The 15,893-nt window shown below is 61.1% G+C and carries 8 protein-coding genes; 6 read left to right on the top strand and 2 right to left on the bottom strand.

The window, feature by feature from the left end:
* Nucleotides 1-315: 315 nt before the first annotated feature.
* The gene (locus tag ACIPL2_RS27270) at nucleotides 316-4,914 is read left to right on the top strand and encodes a dermonecrotic toxin domain-containing protein (RefSeq protein ID WP_401361634.1); all 4,599 of its coding nucleotides are present in this window, start codon (nucleotides 316-318) and stop codon (nucleotides 4,912-4,914) included.
* On the opposite strand, the gene ACIPL2_RS27265 is transcribed toward ACIPL2_RS27270, so the two are convergent.
* On the bottom strand, nucleotides 4,915-6,465 hold the full coding sequence (locus ACIPL2_RS27265) for a PLP-dependent aminotransferase family protein (RefSeq protein ID WP_401361632.1): 1,551 nt from the start codon (nucleotides 6,463-6,465) through the stop codon (nucleotides 4,915-4,917). It lies immediately after the preceding gene.
* A 90-nt stretch (nucleotides 6,466-6,555) separates the two neighbouring features.
* Here ACIPL2_RS27265 and ACIPL2_RS27260 point away from each other — a divergent pair, with 90 nt between their 5' ends.
* From ACIPL2_RS27260 to ACIPL2_RS27240, 5 genes are all read left to right on the top strand, one after another.
* Nucleotides 6,556-7,185: an FMN-binding negative transcriptional regulator gene (locus ACIPL2_RS27260; protein WP_401361630.1), complete on the top strand. Its 630-nt coding sequence runs from the start codon at nucleotides 6,556-6,558 to the stop codon at nucleotides 7,183-7,185.
* 2 nt (nucleotides 7,186-7,187) lie between these two features.
* Nucleotides 7,188-7,634, top strand: coding sequence for a GNAT family N-acetyltransferase (locus ACIPL2_RS27255; protein ID WP_401361628.1), 447 nt, complete (start codon nucleotides 7,188-7,190; stop codon nucleotides 7,632-7,634).
* A gap of 17 nt (nucleotides 7,635-7,651) precedes the next feature.
* Entirely contained in the window at nucleotides 7,652-8,323 is a 672-nt protein-coding gene (locus ACIPL2_RS27250; protein ID WP_401361626.1) for a GNAT family N-acetyltransferase, read from the top strand.
* Nucleotides 8,324-8,544: 221 nt separating this feature from the next.
* Nucleotides 8,545-11,508: an autotransporter domain-containing protein gene (locus ACIPL2_RS27245; RefSeq protein WP_401361624.1), complete on the top strand. Its 2,964-nt coding sequence runs from the start codon at nucleotides 8,545-8,547 to the stop codon at nucleotides 11,506-11,508.
* Between the two features lie 200 nt (nucleotides 11,509-11,708).
* Nucleotides 11,709-13,868, top strand: coding sequence for an autotransporter domain-containing protein (locus ACIPL2_RS27240; protein WP_401361622.1), 2,160 nt, complete (start codon nucleotides 11,709-11,711; stop codon nucleotides 13,866-13,868).
* 210 nt (nucleotides 13,869-14,078) lie between these two features.
* Here ACIPL2_RS27240 and oadA read toward each other — a convergent pair whose 3' ends face one another.
* Complete coding sequence (gene oadA / locus ACIPL2_RS27235) at nucleotides 14,079-15,887, bottom strand: sodium-extruding oxaloacetate decarboxylase subunit alpha (RefSeq protein ID WP_401361620.1); 1,809 nt, start codon at nucleotides 15,885-15,887, stop codon at nucleotides 14,079-14,081.
* Nucleotides 15,888-15,893 lie beyond the last annotated feature (6 nt).

The following is a 15,893-nucleotide window of genomic DNA, read 5'->3' as shown; positions in this document are numbered from 1 at the left end:
CCCCGGCCATGGATGGCCGATGGCGGCGGGCCCCCGGAGCAATGCCGGAGTGAGGGCATGCCGAGCCACAGCGAGGCACCGAATGGAGGGGCAAAGCGTTTTGCTTCCTTTTGGGCGTCTGCAAAAGGGAGTCGCTGTAAGAGCGAAACCGCCAGCAGCCGTTACCGCAGAAACGGATATGCCCCCCCACCCAATCCACCCTTAGCAGTTCCCCCGAACCTATACATATCTACCACCTAAGCCCCAAGGCGCCTGAGTACTTTGGATTGCAGACGGCAACTGCCGCCACGCCCATCCCCAACCGGTTCCGAAATCATGAGCGAAACAATCCCAACGCCCACCGCCCCCTTGTTGCTGAACAAAAGCCTCCTGGTAGAACTGACCAGCGACGGCCCAACCCTGCACGACGCCGCTGCTGAGCTTTTACGCCAGGCCCTGAAAAAGACCTTCCCCGATCAGCAGATCGACCCCGACAAAACCATGCTGATGTCCCCCATATGGCGCCAGCGGGGTGAAGAGTTCATCACCCACAGCAGCCATTTCGAATCGCTGACTCACGCGTTGGCGCGTCAGGCCTTCACCCAGGAGCTCGCCAACTACATCGAAGGCGAACATTTCCTGACCCTCACGCCCCGGTCCCCCGAACCGATCCATCTGCCCATCAGCATGGACGCGATCACCACCCTGCTGAACGAGCACGCGCCGATGCTGTTCAAGGGATTCGAACAAAGCCAGCTGGATTACTGGAACGAAACCACGGAAAAACAACCGCGCTGGCAAGTCCTGTCAGACACCCTGAAAGAGGCCCTGAACATCCAGTCCGTGAATGGCTGGGACGCACATGAATGCACCCTGGCGCGACTGATTTCGCAACACCCCGACAAGGCATTACGCCCGACCTCCGACAGCGGTCTGGCGAACATTCGCGCCTGCCTGCTGGACGTCGACCTCGCCTTTGAATTGGCGGAAGCCAGCAGAACCCGACACCTGATGCTGTCCGGTGCACTGGTTTTGACCGCGACACTGGGCAGCCGCGAGTTGATCGTGATGTACACCCTGTCCAATGGCTACGAAACGTTCAGTTCGATGGCGCAGCTGGGGGCCGTCCTCCCCGCTCGGATCGACATCGATCTGAGCGGCCAGAGCCTGAAGTGGCGGCTCTACGAACCCGAGGGCAACATTTTCGACGCAACGGTCTGGGCCTTGGTGGGTTGCCAGCTCGACTCCATCGATGCGCTCGACCCGGCCAGTCGCTCGCCCTTGGTCGGATTGATGTCCCGGCAGGCGACAAGCGCCACGCTCAGCGTCGCCGACAAGGCGCGCGTCGAACAGCTGGATGATGCGATCCCCGAGTGGTTGCTGAAGAGTTCACTGGACGATATCCAGACCTACAGCAGCTACCTGACGGATTTGGGAAGCCTGAGGGGTGAAGCCAACAGTGACGTTTTCAACGTCAGCGAAATCCCCCTCATCCATGCTTACGCCCAGCAGAAAATCTGCGCGGCGATTGTCACGGACAGGCCCGGCGAAGACGCGACGACGCTGCGACTGGATGACATTCGGATCACCATTACCCACAGTTTCGAAGCCGGCGGTTTCACCCTGCCCGACCCGCACAATCGCAGCGTCGAGACCCTCGCCGAATTTGCCCTGCAAAACACCCGCCCGTACAGCGCGACGGTCGCCTATGCCGACGGCACAGCCGCGCCGGCCTGGATGACCGTCACCTTCCTGTTGCGCATGGCCAACCAAGTCAACGTCGGCGAAACCTATCCCCAACTGATCAAGCGCACACTCATCGACGACCCGATGCAGGCCCTGCGCCACAAGGCCCGATACTGTCGTCAGCTGCCGTTGCTCCTGCCGCTGCTGGCGCTGGAGTGCAAACTCCAGCGTCGGGGCGATGTCGATGAGCAGGGCTACCGTCAGGTTCGCCAGCTGATGGAGTCGATCGAAAAAAAATCTCCCACCCGAGAATGGCCGGTGCACATTCGTCCGCTGGCATTCATGCCTCGTTATCGACTGGGCAACACGCCGGACACCGTCGCCAACACGTACATCATCGGCCCCAGCGAGGGCCAAAATGGCCCGTGCCTGCTCTATCAACCGCTGCTGGATCAACCGCTGCGCCAGTTCCCTTCCGAGCAAAACATGCTGTACGCGTTTTACCAGCCCGGCGAACTGCGCGATTCGATACTGGCCTGGCTGCCGGACCGGGCGTTGAGTTTCGACTATGCCCAGTATGTATTTTCCAGCGGCATCCCTTCGCCCTGGACCATTACCGAACTGGCCTTCGAGCCCTTTATCCACCTTGACCTGAGCGCGTCTATCGAGTTGGCGAACACGCCGCTGGACGGCAACATTCTCGCGACCCTGTTCCAGCACAACAGCCAGGCCATGGCCGAGCTCGCCGACCGCCAATCCACCTCCAATGCCGAGCGTCGCTGGACGTTGCTGGCGGACAGCGGCTGGGCCATGTTCAGTGTGGCGGCGAACTTCCTCAGCGGCTCGGCGGGCACCGCGGTGTGGGTCTGGCAAAGCATCCATCAGATTCAACAAGCCCTGGACGCCAATGAACGCGGTAACACCGCCGTGCAATGGTCCTCGATCGGCGATGTGCTGCTGACCCTGGGAATCCTGCTGACCCAAAGGGTCGCGACACGGCGCATCTGGCTTTCAAGTCCCTTCCACGAAAGCGCTGTAGCGAAAGGCCTGCTTAAGGAAGAGCCGCCATTCATTGCACCGCCGTCGACAAAGGCCCCGACCGTCACCCATGAAACAACGCCATTGAGCGCCGAACTGCCCACGACTCATCTCTCGACCCTGACACCCGCGACACTGGGCCGTATCAATGCGGGGGCGCAATTTTCCCGGCAGATCAATCGCTTCCAGGTACCTGCCCCGAATCTGCCAGAGGGCGCTGGCCCCAACGCCAATCACCTTCACGAATTCGAGGGAAAGCTGTTCGCCAAGGTGGGCGAGCGCTGGTTCCAAGTCAGCGCCGAAACGGACGAACCGGTATTCATCGTGGACCCGACTGATCCCTCGCGGTCCGGTTTCGGTGTGAAGTACGACGCAGGCGAACATCGCTGGCACTGGGATTTAAAACTGCGCTTACGCGGGGGTGGGCCGACCGGCAGGATCGAAGCCCTGCGTCGTGAAAAGGCCAGGAAAAAGGACGACGCGTGGGCGGCATTGCATCGGTTCATTGAACTGGAAACCACTCGAAAAGCCAGCCTGGACGAAGCCTTGAAACCCCTGGATAACAACGACCCATTAACCACGATGTCCGAGGAAGCCATCGCCACTTACATTGCAAAATCCGATGAACTTGCCAGTGGCTACGGTCAGGCGCTGGACGATCTGGAAAAATGGCGCGAAGCGGGCGGCGCTGGCGTGTTTTATCAGTCTCAACTGATGCGCTTGACCGTCGAACTGCATCGTTACCTCAGCGGCTGGATGCGCATGAAGTTGCGCGAGTACGCAAAGATCGTTGCACCCCAGTTCAGCCCGTCGGAACCTCCGGAAACGAGGGCGCGTGCCGTGCAAATGGCGGCCGCACAGAAGGCCATCGCCGTGAGCGATGAAATGATCGACCGTCTCGGTCGGCTGCAGGCCTCACTGGACCGATTAATGAGCCATACCGGGACCACGCGTAAAGTCGCCGACGACCTGCGAAGGTTACTGCCTTCATTCTCTCACTATGACTTTGAAGCCAATGAAATCGGCATGTCGACCGAGCTCTGTCTGCGTGAGGTGCCCGGCAGCGACATGGGTCAGATTCGCCAACGCGTCGTAGAGAGTTTCGACAATGCCGCCGACGCGGGTCACACACTGATCGAGCAGCGGACCAAACGACCTGCCGACACCCCGGCACTGGGTATCGAGCAGCTCACCGCTCTGGTGGACCGTTTGGCGGACACCGAAAGACGTCTGCAGGACCTGTCGATCAGCTCGCACGATCAGCTGGAACCGGTCCGGTTCAAGCGTGTACAAGCGCTGGTGGGTAAATTTCATCAACTGGCGCGCAGTCGACTGCTCAAGCTGCTGCCGGAAACTGAAGAAATACCGGTCGCCGCGATGGCCAGGCTCGAGCCGGTGCCCTCCACTTCACGCGCCATCGGCAAGGTGAGCAAATCCCGGCCACGGGTTGTGAAAGTGGAAAAGACGCCGTCGACCGAAACGGAGGTCAGAGATGCAGTGCCCATCGTCAAAATGGCCAACAGGCGCCCCGTGCAATCGACGACATCGGACGACGCCAGCATCGTCGCTAACGGGCTCGCCCTGAATAGCGAACTCGACGCATTTATCCAACGCACACGCTCGGACGCCCAGCGCCCTTCGCGCATTCCAGCGGACATGAAAGACCTGTTCGATCAACGGGCCAACCGCCTTGAACAGGCCGCCGAAGAAGTTGATGCCGTATTGACCCGCAGGGGCGCTGAGTTTCCAGTGGCGAGCCTGACCTCAGAGCTACGCGAAGGCGCCGCGAGAGCCCGGCGTGAAGGCATCAGTGTCTACGGCGCCATGCTGATGGGACGAAAACCGCGGGAGACGTACCTGAAATGGCTGAGCGACCACGACCAGGTCGAGATCGTCAAAGACGAGCGCGGCCGCATCAAGACCCAACAGCGCAGGGACTACTTCCAGGAATACCGGATTCTCGACAAGACACGCCAGAACAAGGTGGTGTGGGTCGCGCACTTTCATTACGACCATTTGACCGACGCTGGCGACAAACCCACGGCCGCGCACCTGAAGTTGGCCGATGCGTATTTACAGGAACTGCCGGCCACGACGCGTGAGGAAATGAGCACCTTCGACGCGGTAGACAATGCACTGCGCCGGATCACTGATCCGGCGGTGCGGGATCTGTTCCTGGCGCTGGAACCGAAAGCCCCGATACGACGCTGATCACTCGCACCAGACCGTGCGCAATCGTGCCAGAGCCGCTTCGATCGCCGGCTCTGGCACGGCGGCAAATCCCAGCACCAGCCCGGCGCGCTGATCCAGCGGTGTCTGCGAGTCGGGCAACCAATAGCTGCTTAAGCTATTGACTTCGACGCCGACGCCTTCGGCCTTTTCGATCAGCTCGCGCTCCCGGGCAACGCTGTTCACCGAGACCGTCAGGTGCAAGCCGGCTGCCACGCTCGGCAAGCTGCCAACGCCCTCGATGTTCGCCGGCCAATGCGCCAGTAAACAATTGCGTCGACTCAAGGCCGCGCGGCGCATGCGCCGGATATGGCGCTGGAAATGCCCGGTGGCGATGAACTCGGCCATCACCGCTTGGGTACTCACTTCAGAGTGGCGCACGTCGACTGCGCGGCGTTGTGCGAAGGCATCCACCAACCCCGGTGGCAGCACCAGATAACCCAGGCGCAACGCCGGAAACGCAACCTTGCCGAACGTCCCCACGTACAACACCCGACCCTGGCGATCGAGTGCTGCCAACGGCGCCAGCGGTGCACCGCTGTAACGGTACTCGCCGTCGTAATCGTCCTCGACGATCCAGCCTTCGCTGCGTTCGGCCCAGGCCAGCAATTCCAGGCGACGCGCCAGGCTCATGACTACGCCCGTCGGGTACTGGTGCGACGGCGTCACGTAAGCCAGACGACAATCGCCCAGTTCCGCCAATTCGGTGCAGTCGATGCCCTCACTGTCCACCGATACTCCGCGCAATCGCGCCCCCGCCACGGCGAACGCATGACCCGCCGCGCGATAGCCCGGATTTTCAATCGCCACCCCGGCGCCCGGCTCCACCAGCAGCTGTGCACAAAGGCTAATCCCCTGCTGTGCGCCACTGGTGATCACTATTTGCTCAGCCTTGCATTGCATGCCCCGTGAACTGCGCAAGTACGCGGCAATCAGCCCACGCAAGCGCGCATCGCCGGCCGGGTCGCCGTAACACAGCTGTTGCAAATCCGGTTTGCGCCAGAACGCCGCATTCAGCTTGGCCCAGACCTCAAAGGGAAACAGGTCGAACGCCGGGACGCCGACTCGAAATGCCCGAGGCGGACCACTGGGTGGCGTCGGCAAATGGTTCTTTTCAACCCGCGCCAACGCGCCGCTGTGGATAACTTTGCTGGATGAAACCACAGGTAAATCCAGCCAATTTGTGGATAAACCTGTGGGTAACCCTGTTGAAAACCCTGTGGATACTTTTGTGGATAGTTTTTTCACCGGCACCGCGCTTTGCGGCAATTGCGCAACATAGGTGCCGTCGCCCACGCGCCCTTCGATGAAGCCTTCGGCATAGAGCTGGTCGTAAGCGCGAACCACGCTGTTGCGTGAAATCGCCAACGCCGCCGCCAGATCCCGACTCGCCGGCAACCGCGTGCCGCTGGCCAGCCGTCCGTCCAGCACCCGCACGCGCAATGCCTGATACAGCTGACGACTCAGGCCCTGGCGGCGATCGAGTTCGATACCCGCCGGGTTGAACGACAGGGACAGCGGTTCGCTGGTCATGGCAATGGACCTATGAAATTGGTCATTAATGGCTCTTACAACAGACCAATAGCCTGCCTAGGATGCAGGCATTCGCCAAGGAATATTTCCATGTATACGCCAAGCTACTTTGCCATCAAAGAATTGCCCGAACTGCAGCAACAGATACTCGGCACCCGCCTCGCCCTGCTGGTCACCCATGGCGAACAAGGCCTGCAAGCCAGTCATTTGCCGTTGCTGCTGAACACTGAAGAAGGGCCGAATGGCACCCTCTACGGCCACTTCGCCAAGGCCAATCCGCAGTGGAAAGAACTGCAGAACGGCGCCGAAGCCCTGATGATTTTTGCCGGCGCCGATGCTTACGTCAGCCCCGGGTTTTACCCAAGCAAAGCCGAGCACGGCAAACACGTGCCCACCTGGAACTACGTCGCCGTGCACGCCTACGGCAGCGCCGAAGTGTTCACTGATGCCGATCGCCTGCTCACGCTGGTCAGCGCGTTGACTGATCGCCATGAAACCGGCCGCGCCCAGCCGTGGAAAGTCGCCGATGCCCCCGCTGATTACATCGACGGGATGCTCAGGGCTATCGTCGGTTTTGCCTTGCCAATCCAGCGCCTGGAAGGCAAGCGCAAGCTCAGCCAGAACCGCAATCCCACAGACATCGCCGGTGTGCGCGAGGGGCTCGCCGCCAGCCCGGATGCGCACGACCAGGCCCTCGCCCACTTGATGCTTAAGGAATGAACATGAGTCAGATCGAGATTCGCCAGGTTAACGCCGACGACCACGCCGCGTGGCTACCGTTGTGGCAGACCTATTTGCGCTTTTACAACACCGAACTGCCGGACGCCGTTACCCAAAGCACCTGGCAGCGTATGCTCGACCCGAGCGAACCAACGCACGCCGCCCTCGCCTGGGCCGACGGCAAAGCGCTGGGCATGGTGCATTTCATCTACCATCGCTCGAACTGGAGCATTGAAAACTCCTGTTACCTGCAAGACTTGCTGGTGACGCCCGAAACCCGTGGCACCGGCATCGGCCGCAAGCTGATTGAATTCGTCTACACCACCGCCAAAGAAGACGGTTGCTGCAAGGTCCACTGGCTGACTCACGAAAGCAACGCCACCGCGATCCAGCTCTACGAGCGCATCGCCGAACGTCCCGGATTCATCCAGTTTCGCAAAGCCATTTAACGTTCAAGGAGAACAGCATGTCGACTTCACTCGCCGATTGGAAAGGCGTCCCGGCACCGTCGGCTCAAACGCTCGAAGGGCGTTTCATCCGCCTGGAAAAACTCGACCCGGCACGCCACGCCGACGGCTTGTGGAAAGCCCTGCAAGGCCCCGGCTCCGATCCCAAGCTGTGGGACTATTTGCCTTACGGCCCCTTTCCCGAGCGCAGCGCCTTCAACGATTGGCTGAACAACCACGCGGCCAACAGCGACCCGTACTTCTTCAGCGTGATCGACCGCGCCAGCGGCGACGTGCAAGGCATCCTCAGCCTGATGTCGATCGTCCCGGCCCAGGGCCGCATCGAGATTGGCCACGTCACCTTCGGCGCACCGATGCAGCGTTCGCCGAAAAGTACCGAGGCGGTTTATCTGCTGGCCAAGGAGTCGTTTGCCCTGGGATACCGGCGCCTGGAATGGAAGTGCAACAACGGCAACGCGCGCTCCAAGTATGCAGCCGAGCGATTGGGCTTCAGTTTTGAAGGGGTGTTTCGCCAGCACATGGTGGTCAAAGGCCAGAACCGCGATACCGCGTGGTACTCGATTCTGGATTCGGAATGGCCGGTGGTTGGGGCTGGGTTTGAGAAGTGGTTGAGCGATGAGAACCAGACGGATTCGGGGCAAGTGAAGACATTGGCGGAGTGCCGCGGCTGATCTTCAGCGCCTGGACGGACGCCTTCGCGGGCAAGCCTCGCTCCTACAGGGTGTGTGTCGTTTTCCAATGATGGGAACGACACAAACCCTGTAGGAGCGAGGCTTGCCCGCGAAGCTGTTAATGATCGTAAAGCTCCGCAAACGCAAAACCCAGACATCATTCTGTAAAAACCTTTCGCTATACAGGACGCCCCGCTTATAACAACACGGACGTCCACCCCATGCCCTTCTCGCCCCAGCGCCTGGCGCTCAGCATCGCCCTGTTGATCAGCACTGGCGTCAGCGCTGCGCCGTACAAGAACGTGCAGATCGACACCGCGACCACCGCCGCGCAAACCCTCGGCGGTGCGGACACGCTGACGATTTCGGCGCCGGGCAGCATTACAAACGCCGGCAAGACGGTCAGCCTCAAGGACGGTACCGCCGGCGTCGGCGTGAAGATCGATAACGCGGGCAAGATTATTTCCAGCGGCGGGCGAGCGATCGACAGCAGCGGCGACCTGACCCAGGCGCGCAACTACAGCATTTACAACCGGGCCGGCGGGCAGATTCTCGGGTTCAATGACGCCCTGCGCATCGACAGCAATTTCGCCAGCGGCAGTCTGTTGATCGATAACAGCGGCATCATCCGCTCCACCACTGGCCAGGGCCTGGACCTCGATGCACTGCGCAGCGCCGGGGTCACGACCACCATTATCAACCGCGCGGGCGGGTTGATTCGCGGAGATGCCAGCGACGGCATGAAGACCGGCGCCAACGCGACGATCACCAACTATGGCGAGATCTCCACGGGCGATGCCCACAACGCTGACGAGAAGTTCGACGGCATCGATATCGATTCGGCACCCGGCGTGTCGGTGACCAACTACGGCACGATCAACGGTGGCCGTCACGGCATCACCACCGATCTGGGTGCGACGCTGACCAACTACGGGCAAATCACCGGGCGCAACGGCTCGGGTTTCGGCTCCGATGGCGATGGCACCGTGATCAACCACGGCATTATCACCGGTGCCTACTCCGGGTTGCAGCCCAACGGTGACGGCGACGGCGTGGACATCGACAAGCTCGCCCACATCGAAAACTACGGCACCATCCAGGGCGTCGGTGCGGGTGGCGTGGACAAGAACGGCTTCGCCAATGGCAGCGAAGGTATCGCGCTCGGCGGCGGCTATGTACTGAACGCCAAAGACGCGCTGATCAGCGGCGCCAACAGTGCCATTTTGGTCGACGACGGCAGCGGTGGTTCCGGCGTGGCGGCGACGACCCTGGAAAACTTCGGCGTCATTCAAGGCCTCGATGGTTTTGGCGTGAAGTTCGTCGGCGAGTTTGCCGACAGTGTGATCAACGGCGGCACCATCAGTGGCAGCGACGGCCTGGCGCTGGACTTGGGCGGCGGCAACGACAGCCTGACCCTGCGCAACGGCAGCCGCTTCATTGGCGTGGTCGACGGCGGCAGCGGCGTCGATCGCGTGGTCATGGATGACGTGGCAGGCGGCAGCTTCGGCGCCAGTCGCCACTTTGAATCGCTGGAGGTCAAGCAAGGCGCCTGGACGCTGACGGGGAGCGGTGATTTCAGTGACGGCGGCGCAGTGCGCAATGGCGCCACGTTGATCAATCAGGGCGGCATTGCCGGCAGCCTGACCGTTGACGCGGGCGGCGTGTATGCCGGCGGCGGTTCGGTGGGCAACTTGCTGGTCAATGGCACCTTGCAGACCAACACCCGACTCGGCACCGCGGCCGTCACCCGCGACCTGACCATGGGCAGCGGTTCGACCCTGGCCTATGGCGTCAATGCCGATGGCAGCAGCGCGCCGATCCAGGTTGGCGGCACGGCCAACCTCAACGGCGCGACGCTGGCGGTGAACCCAAGCGAAGGCACTTATCCGTGGCAAAGCCACTACACCGTGTTGCAGGCGACGAGCGTCAACGGCACCTTCGGCAAGGTCACCAGCGACTACGCGTTCATCACGCCAACCCTGGCCTACACGCCGACCCAGGTCGACCTGACGTACACCCGTAACGATGTCGCCTTCAACGAATTCGCCGTCACCGGCAACGGCAGCCGCGCCGCCAACAGCCTGGCCTCCCTCGGCCAAAACAATGCGCTGTACAACGCCCTTCTCAATACCACCAGCGCCACGGCCGGCGCGGCCATCGAGCAACTCAGCGGCGCCAGCAACGCCGACCTGACCAGCGCGACCCTTGGTGTCAGCAACCAGATTGGCGGCAGCATGCTGTCGGCGATGCAACAGATGGGCAGTGGTTCCGCGTTGCTGGTGGGCCTCGAGCAACGGGACACGCCGGTCCTCGCCGCTAACGGCGTGCCCAACGCAGCACGCAACCTTAACGACCCGAATGCTCAGGGCCGGCTTTGGCTGCAAGCCATCGGCGGCTACGGCAAGCTCGACGGCGAGCACGGCAGCAGCGGCCTGGAACAGCGCAGCAAAGGCACAGTGCTGGGCGTCGACTGGTCACTCGATCCGCAATGGCGCCTGGGCGTGCTTGGCGGTTACTCGAAGACCGACCTGGATGCCACCGGCGTCGATGGCAATGTCGAGAGCTGGCATGCCGGCGTCTATGCCCTGCGCCAGAGTGGCCCGTTGGCCGTGCGCCTCGGCGCGGCGTACAGCGGCCATCAGGGTGAAAGCAAACGCACCGTGGCCTTCAATGGTTTCAACGACCGCCCCAAAGGCGATTACGACGCCGACAGCCAACAGGCCTTCGCCGAACTCGGCTACGCCATGGGCAGCGGTCGCCTCAGCGCCGAGCCGTTCGCCAACCTCGGCTACCAGCGCTATCACCGCGACAGTTACCAGGAAAAAGGCGGCACCGCGGCCCTGCAGGTCGACGGCCAAACTCAGGACAACTTCAGCACCACCTTCGGCCTGCGCCTTGCGCACCTGAGCAGCCTGGACAACGGCATGAGCCTGACCCCGCGCATGACGGCCGGCTGGAAACACACCTACGGCGATGTCAGCAACTCGACGCGTCAGGCCTTCGTGGTCGGGGGCACGGCGTTCAGTGTCGATGGCAGCTCACTGGACCGTGACAGCCTGGTGCTGGAAGCCGGGCTGGACGTGGGCATCTCGGCGCGGCATAGCGTTGGGGTTGGCTATAGCGGCGAGATCGGCAGCAACAGTCGCAATCATGGGGTGATCGGGCAATGGCAAATGAGTTTCTGACAGAGCGATAGCGACGCGGGTCTCGATTTTTTGTAAGAAAAATCGTCTTCTCTCTCCGATAATGTCAGCCGCCTTTAAGCAGCTGTGCCTTTTCCGCGCCAAACGCCGACATCAGCCGCAGCACCTGCGGACGCGCCTGACATCGGTATTTGTGGCTGCCTTTTAGAGTTTGGCCTCCTGTCAAAAGAGGCCAGACGCCGATGCCCGCTCAACACATTTACCGACCAAAACACCTCGCCTTGGCAATTGCGCTTGCCTTGGGTTGCGCTGATTTTGCGATTGCTCAGCAGACCCCGACCGAGATCGCTTCTCCAGCGGATAAAACGCCGGAGGCGCAGATCGCCGACTTAGATCGCTTCCTGAAAGCTCCCGACACCCTTTCCCAAACGATCAAGAAAGCAACGGACGGCAGCACCCTGCAACTGGACGATCGCAATGATTTGATCACCATAGGGACTCGCGGAAGTATCACCGGACTGCTGGATGGCGGCAGCGGTGAGAACGCCGTACAACTCGATGCCGCAAAAGGTGGCAGCCTTGGTGACACCCGCCAATTCCAGCGACTCGACGTCAAGCAGGGTTCCTGGACAACGACCGGTGAAGGAGACTTCAGTACGGGTGCCCTGGTTCGTCCGAAAGCGACCCTTGCCAATGCAGGACGTATCGCCGGCGATGCGTGGGTCCAGGGCACTCTGAACAATAAGGGCGATATCGATGGCCGCGTCGACGTCTTCGAAAAAGCGGCGTTCAGTGGCAACGGCAGCGTGGGTGCCCTCCACGTTCAGGGCCACATGACGGTCAACCGATTGCAAGGTGCACCGACGGTGAAAGGCGACATGAGCCTGTCGAAAACGGCGGTCTTGTCCTATGAGGTCAATCCCGACGGTTCCAGCGAAACCATCAAGGTCGATGGCACTGCCAAACTCGATAGCACGACGCTGAAAGTCGTCACGACAGAGGGCGAATTTCCGCAGAGCAGCCAGTACACAATCATTGAAGCCAACAAGGTTGAAGGCAAATTCGGCAAGGTCATTAGTGACCGGGCTTTCATGACACCAACCCCGCAGTACAACGAAAAGAATGTCGGCCTGACCTATGCCCGTAATGAAGTGCCTATCGAGAGCCTTGCCGATACTGACAACGGACGGGAGTTCGGCAAAAGCGTCATCGAGCCACCGCACAATAGCCCGGAAGTTCAAATACCCTCGGACGGTGGAAATACTGTCGTCGAGGAAGCGTCGCCAACCACCAGCACTGACACACCGCCAGCAGCGTCTCAGCCTTCGACGGCCGCAAGCGCTTCCGCTACAGCTCAAAAACCAGTATCGAACGCTGCCGTCACCACCCTGCTCGCCTCCAACAAAGAAACGGCCTCATACGCCCTCGAACAACTGGCCGGTTCCAGCAACGCCAACCTGGCCAAAGCGACCTTGAGCAGTGTCGATCCGGTCAGCGCCAGCCTGCTTTCAGCTATGCGCCAATTGGGTACCGACAACCAGAGCACGCGAAACAACGCACCACGCCTGGCTGCCGGCAGCGAAGACAATGGCAGGGTCTGGCTGCAAGCACTGGGTCACGGCGGGAAACTGGATCGCGACATTGAGCCGTTGCAACATTCGACCAAGGGACTGTTGCTGGGAGCGGATTGGAGCATCGACGAAGAATGGCGCTTGGGGGTCATGGGCGGTAGCTCCCGTACGCAGTTGGATAGTCGCGAACTCGACGGCAATCTCGATAGCTGGCATCTCGGCGCTTACGCGTTGAGGCACAACGGTCCGATGTCACTTCGGCTTGGCGCGACTTACGGCAGCCACGACGGAAGCACCGCACGCCGGGTCGCCTTCAGCGGTTTCAGCGATCGCCCAAAAGGCAGCTACGATGCCAACACCCAACAAGCCTTCGCGGAGGTGGGTTACAACCTTGGCCGCTACAATGTCAGCTTCGAACCGTTCGCCAGCATCGGCTACCAACGCTATCAGCGCGACGGCTACACCGAAAAAGGTGGGGCCGCGGCGTTGAAGGTTCATGAGCAAGCCCAAAGCAACATGAACAGTACGTTTGGTTTGCGCCTGGCGAAGGTCGAGACCCTGGATAACGGCATGCGACTGACGCCGAGGTTAAGCGCCGGCTGGAAACACACTTACGGTGAGCTCTACACCCACACCCGCCAGCGGTTGGTCACGGGTGGCAACAACTACACCGTTTACGGTGCCGAGCTGGATCGCAACAGCCTGCTGGTAGATGCCGGCCTGGACCTTGGGGTCTCGGCAAATCACAGCGTGGGGGTTGGCCTTACCGGCGAAGCCGGCAGTGACAGCCGCAGCTACGGCGTGATGGGGCAATGGCGGATAGCGTTCTGATCCCCCACTGCCTCAACACCACCCCCCTGTAGGAGCTGTCGAGTAAAACGAGGCTGCGATCTTTTGATTCTGTTTTTTAAAAGCAAGATCAAAAGATCGCAGCCTCGTTTCACTCGACAGCTCCTACACGGCACGATGTTGATCGGCGCACAAAAAAAGGGGAGCACATGCTCCCCCGAGGTTTAAAACAGTGTGATCTCAGCTGTTAAATCAGCCTTCGATCTCGATCAGGATTTCGCCCGGGTTCACCCGGTCGCCCTTGGCCACGTGAATGGCGGTGACTTTGCCGGCGATGGCGGCCTGGACTTCGGTTTCCATCTTCATCGCTTCGGTGATCAGCACCGCCTGGCCAGCCTTGACGGTGTCGCCTTCCTTGACCAGCACGTCGACGATATTGCCCGGCATGGTGGTGCTGACATGGCCCGGTGCAGAGGCTTGCTTGCGCTTGCTGCTGCCGCCGCTGACGAACTCGTTGAGCGGCTCGAACACCACTTCTTCCGGCATGCCGTCGATGGACAGGTAGAAGTGACGCTTGCCTTCAGACTTCACGCCAACACCGGTGATGTCGACGCGGTAGGTTTCGCCGTGGACGTCGATGACGAACTCGGTCGGCACGCCTTCGCCACCGGCCGAGGTCACGCCACCGGCTTCTGGAATCGGCAACAGCACTTCAGGCGTCAGGGTGCCGGCGGCACGTTCCTCGAGGAACTTGCGGCCAATGTCCGGGAACATGGCGTAGGTCAGCACGTCTTCTTCGGACTTGGCCACGGCGCCGATTTCGGCACGCAGCTTGGTCATTTCCGGCTTGAGCAGATCGGCTGGACGCACGTCGATCACGTCTTCGCTGCCGATCGCCTGGCGACGCAGCTTCTCGTTCACGGTGCCCGGCGCCTTGCCGTAGCCGCCTTGCAGGTAGAGCTTCACTTCGTTGGTGATGGTCTTGTAACGCTCGCCGGCCAGCACGTTGAAGAACGCCTGGGTGCCGACGATCTGCGAAGTCGGGGTCACCAGCGGCGGGAAGCCGAGGTCTTCACGAACGCGCGGGATCTCTGCCAGCACTTCGCTCATGCGATTCAGGGCGCCCTGCTCTTTCAACTGGTTGGCCAGGTTGGAAATCATCCCGCCCGGTACCTGGTTGACTTGAACACGGGTGTCGACGGCGGTGAATTCGCTTTCGAACTGGTGGTACTTCTTGCGCACGGCGTAGAAGTACAGGCCGATCTCTTGCAGCAATTCCAGGTTCAGGCCGGTGTCGAACTCGGTGCCTTTAAGGGCAGCGACCATCGACTCGGTGCCTGGGTGGCTGGTACCCGAAGCGAAGCTGGAGATCGCGGTGTCGATGTGGTCGGCACCGTTTTCAATGGCTTTGAGTTGGCACATGGTGGCCAGGCCAGCGGTGTCGTGCGAGTGAATGAACACGGGCAGCGACTGCTCGCTTTTCAGCGCCCTGACCAGTTCGCCGGTGGCGTACGGGGTCAGCAGGCCGGCCATGTCCTTGATCGCCACCGAGTCGCAACCCATGGCTTCCATTTGCTTGGCTTGGGCCACGAACGCGTCGATGGTGTGCACCGGGCTGGTGGTGTAGGCAATGGTGCCCTGGGCGTGTTTGCCCGCCGCTTTCACCGCTTCGATGGCCACGCGCAGGTTACGCACGTCGTTCATCGCGTCGAAAATGCGGAACACGTCGATGCCATTGACCGCAGCTTTGGCAACGAACGCCCTGACCACGTCATCGCTGTAGTGGCGGTAGCCCAGCAGGTTCTGGCCGCGCAGGAGCATTTGCAGGCGCGTGTTAGGCAGTGCGGCGCGCAGTTGGCGCAGACGCTCCCACGGGTCTTCTTTCAGGAAGCGTACACAGGCGTCGAAGGTCGCGCCGCCCCAGCATTCCAGCGACCAGTAGCCGACTTTGTCGAGCTTGTCGCAGATCGGCAGCATGTCTTCGGTGCGCATACGCGTGGCGAGCAGCGATTGGTGGGCGTCGCGCAGGATGGTGTCGGTTACATGGATCTTCTTGGACATTGTTTT

Source organism: Pseudomonas sp. NPDC086251, from assembly GCF_044746405.1.
Lineage (GTDB): Bacteria > Pseudomonadota > Gammaproteobacteria > Pseudomonadales > Pseudomonadaceae > Aquipseudomonas.
This window is presented reverse-complemented; position numbering and strand designations above follow the sequence as displayed.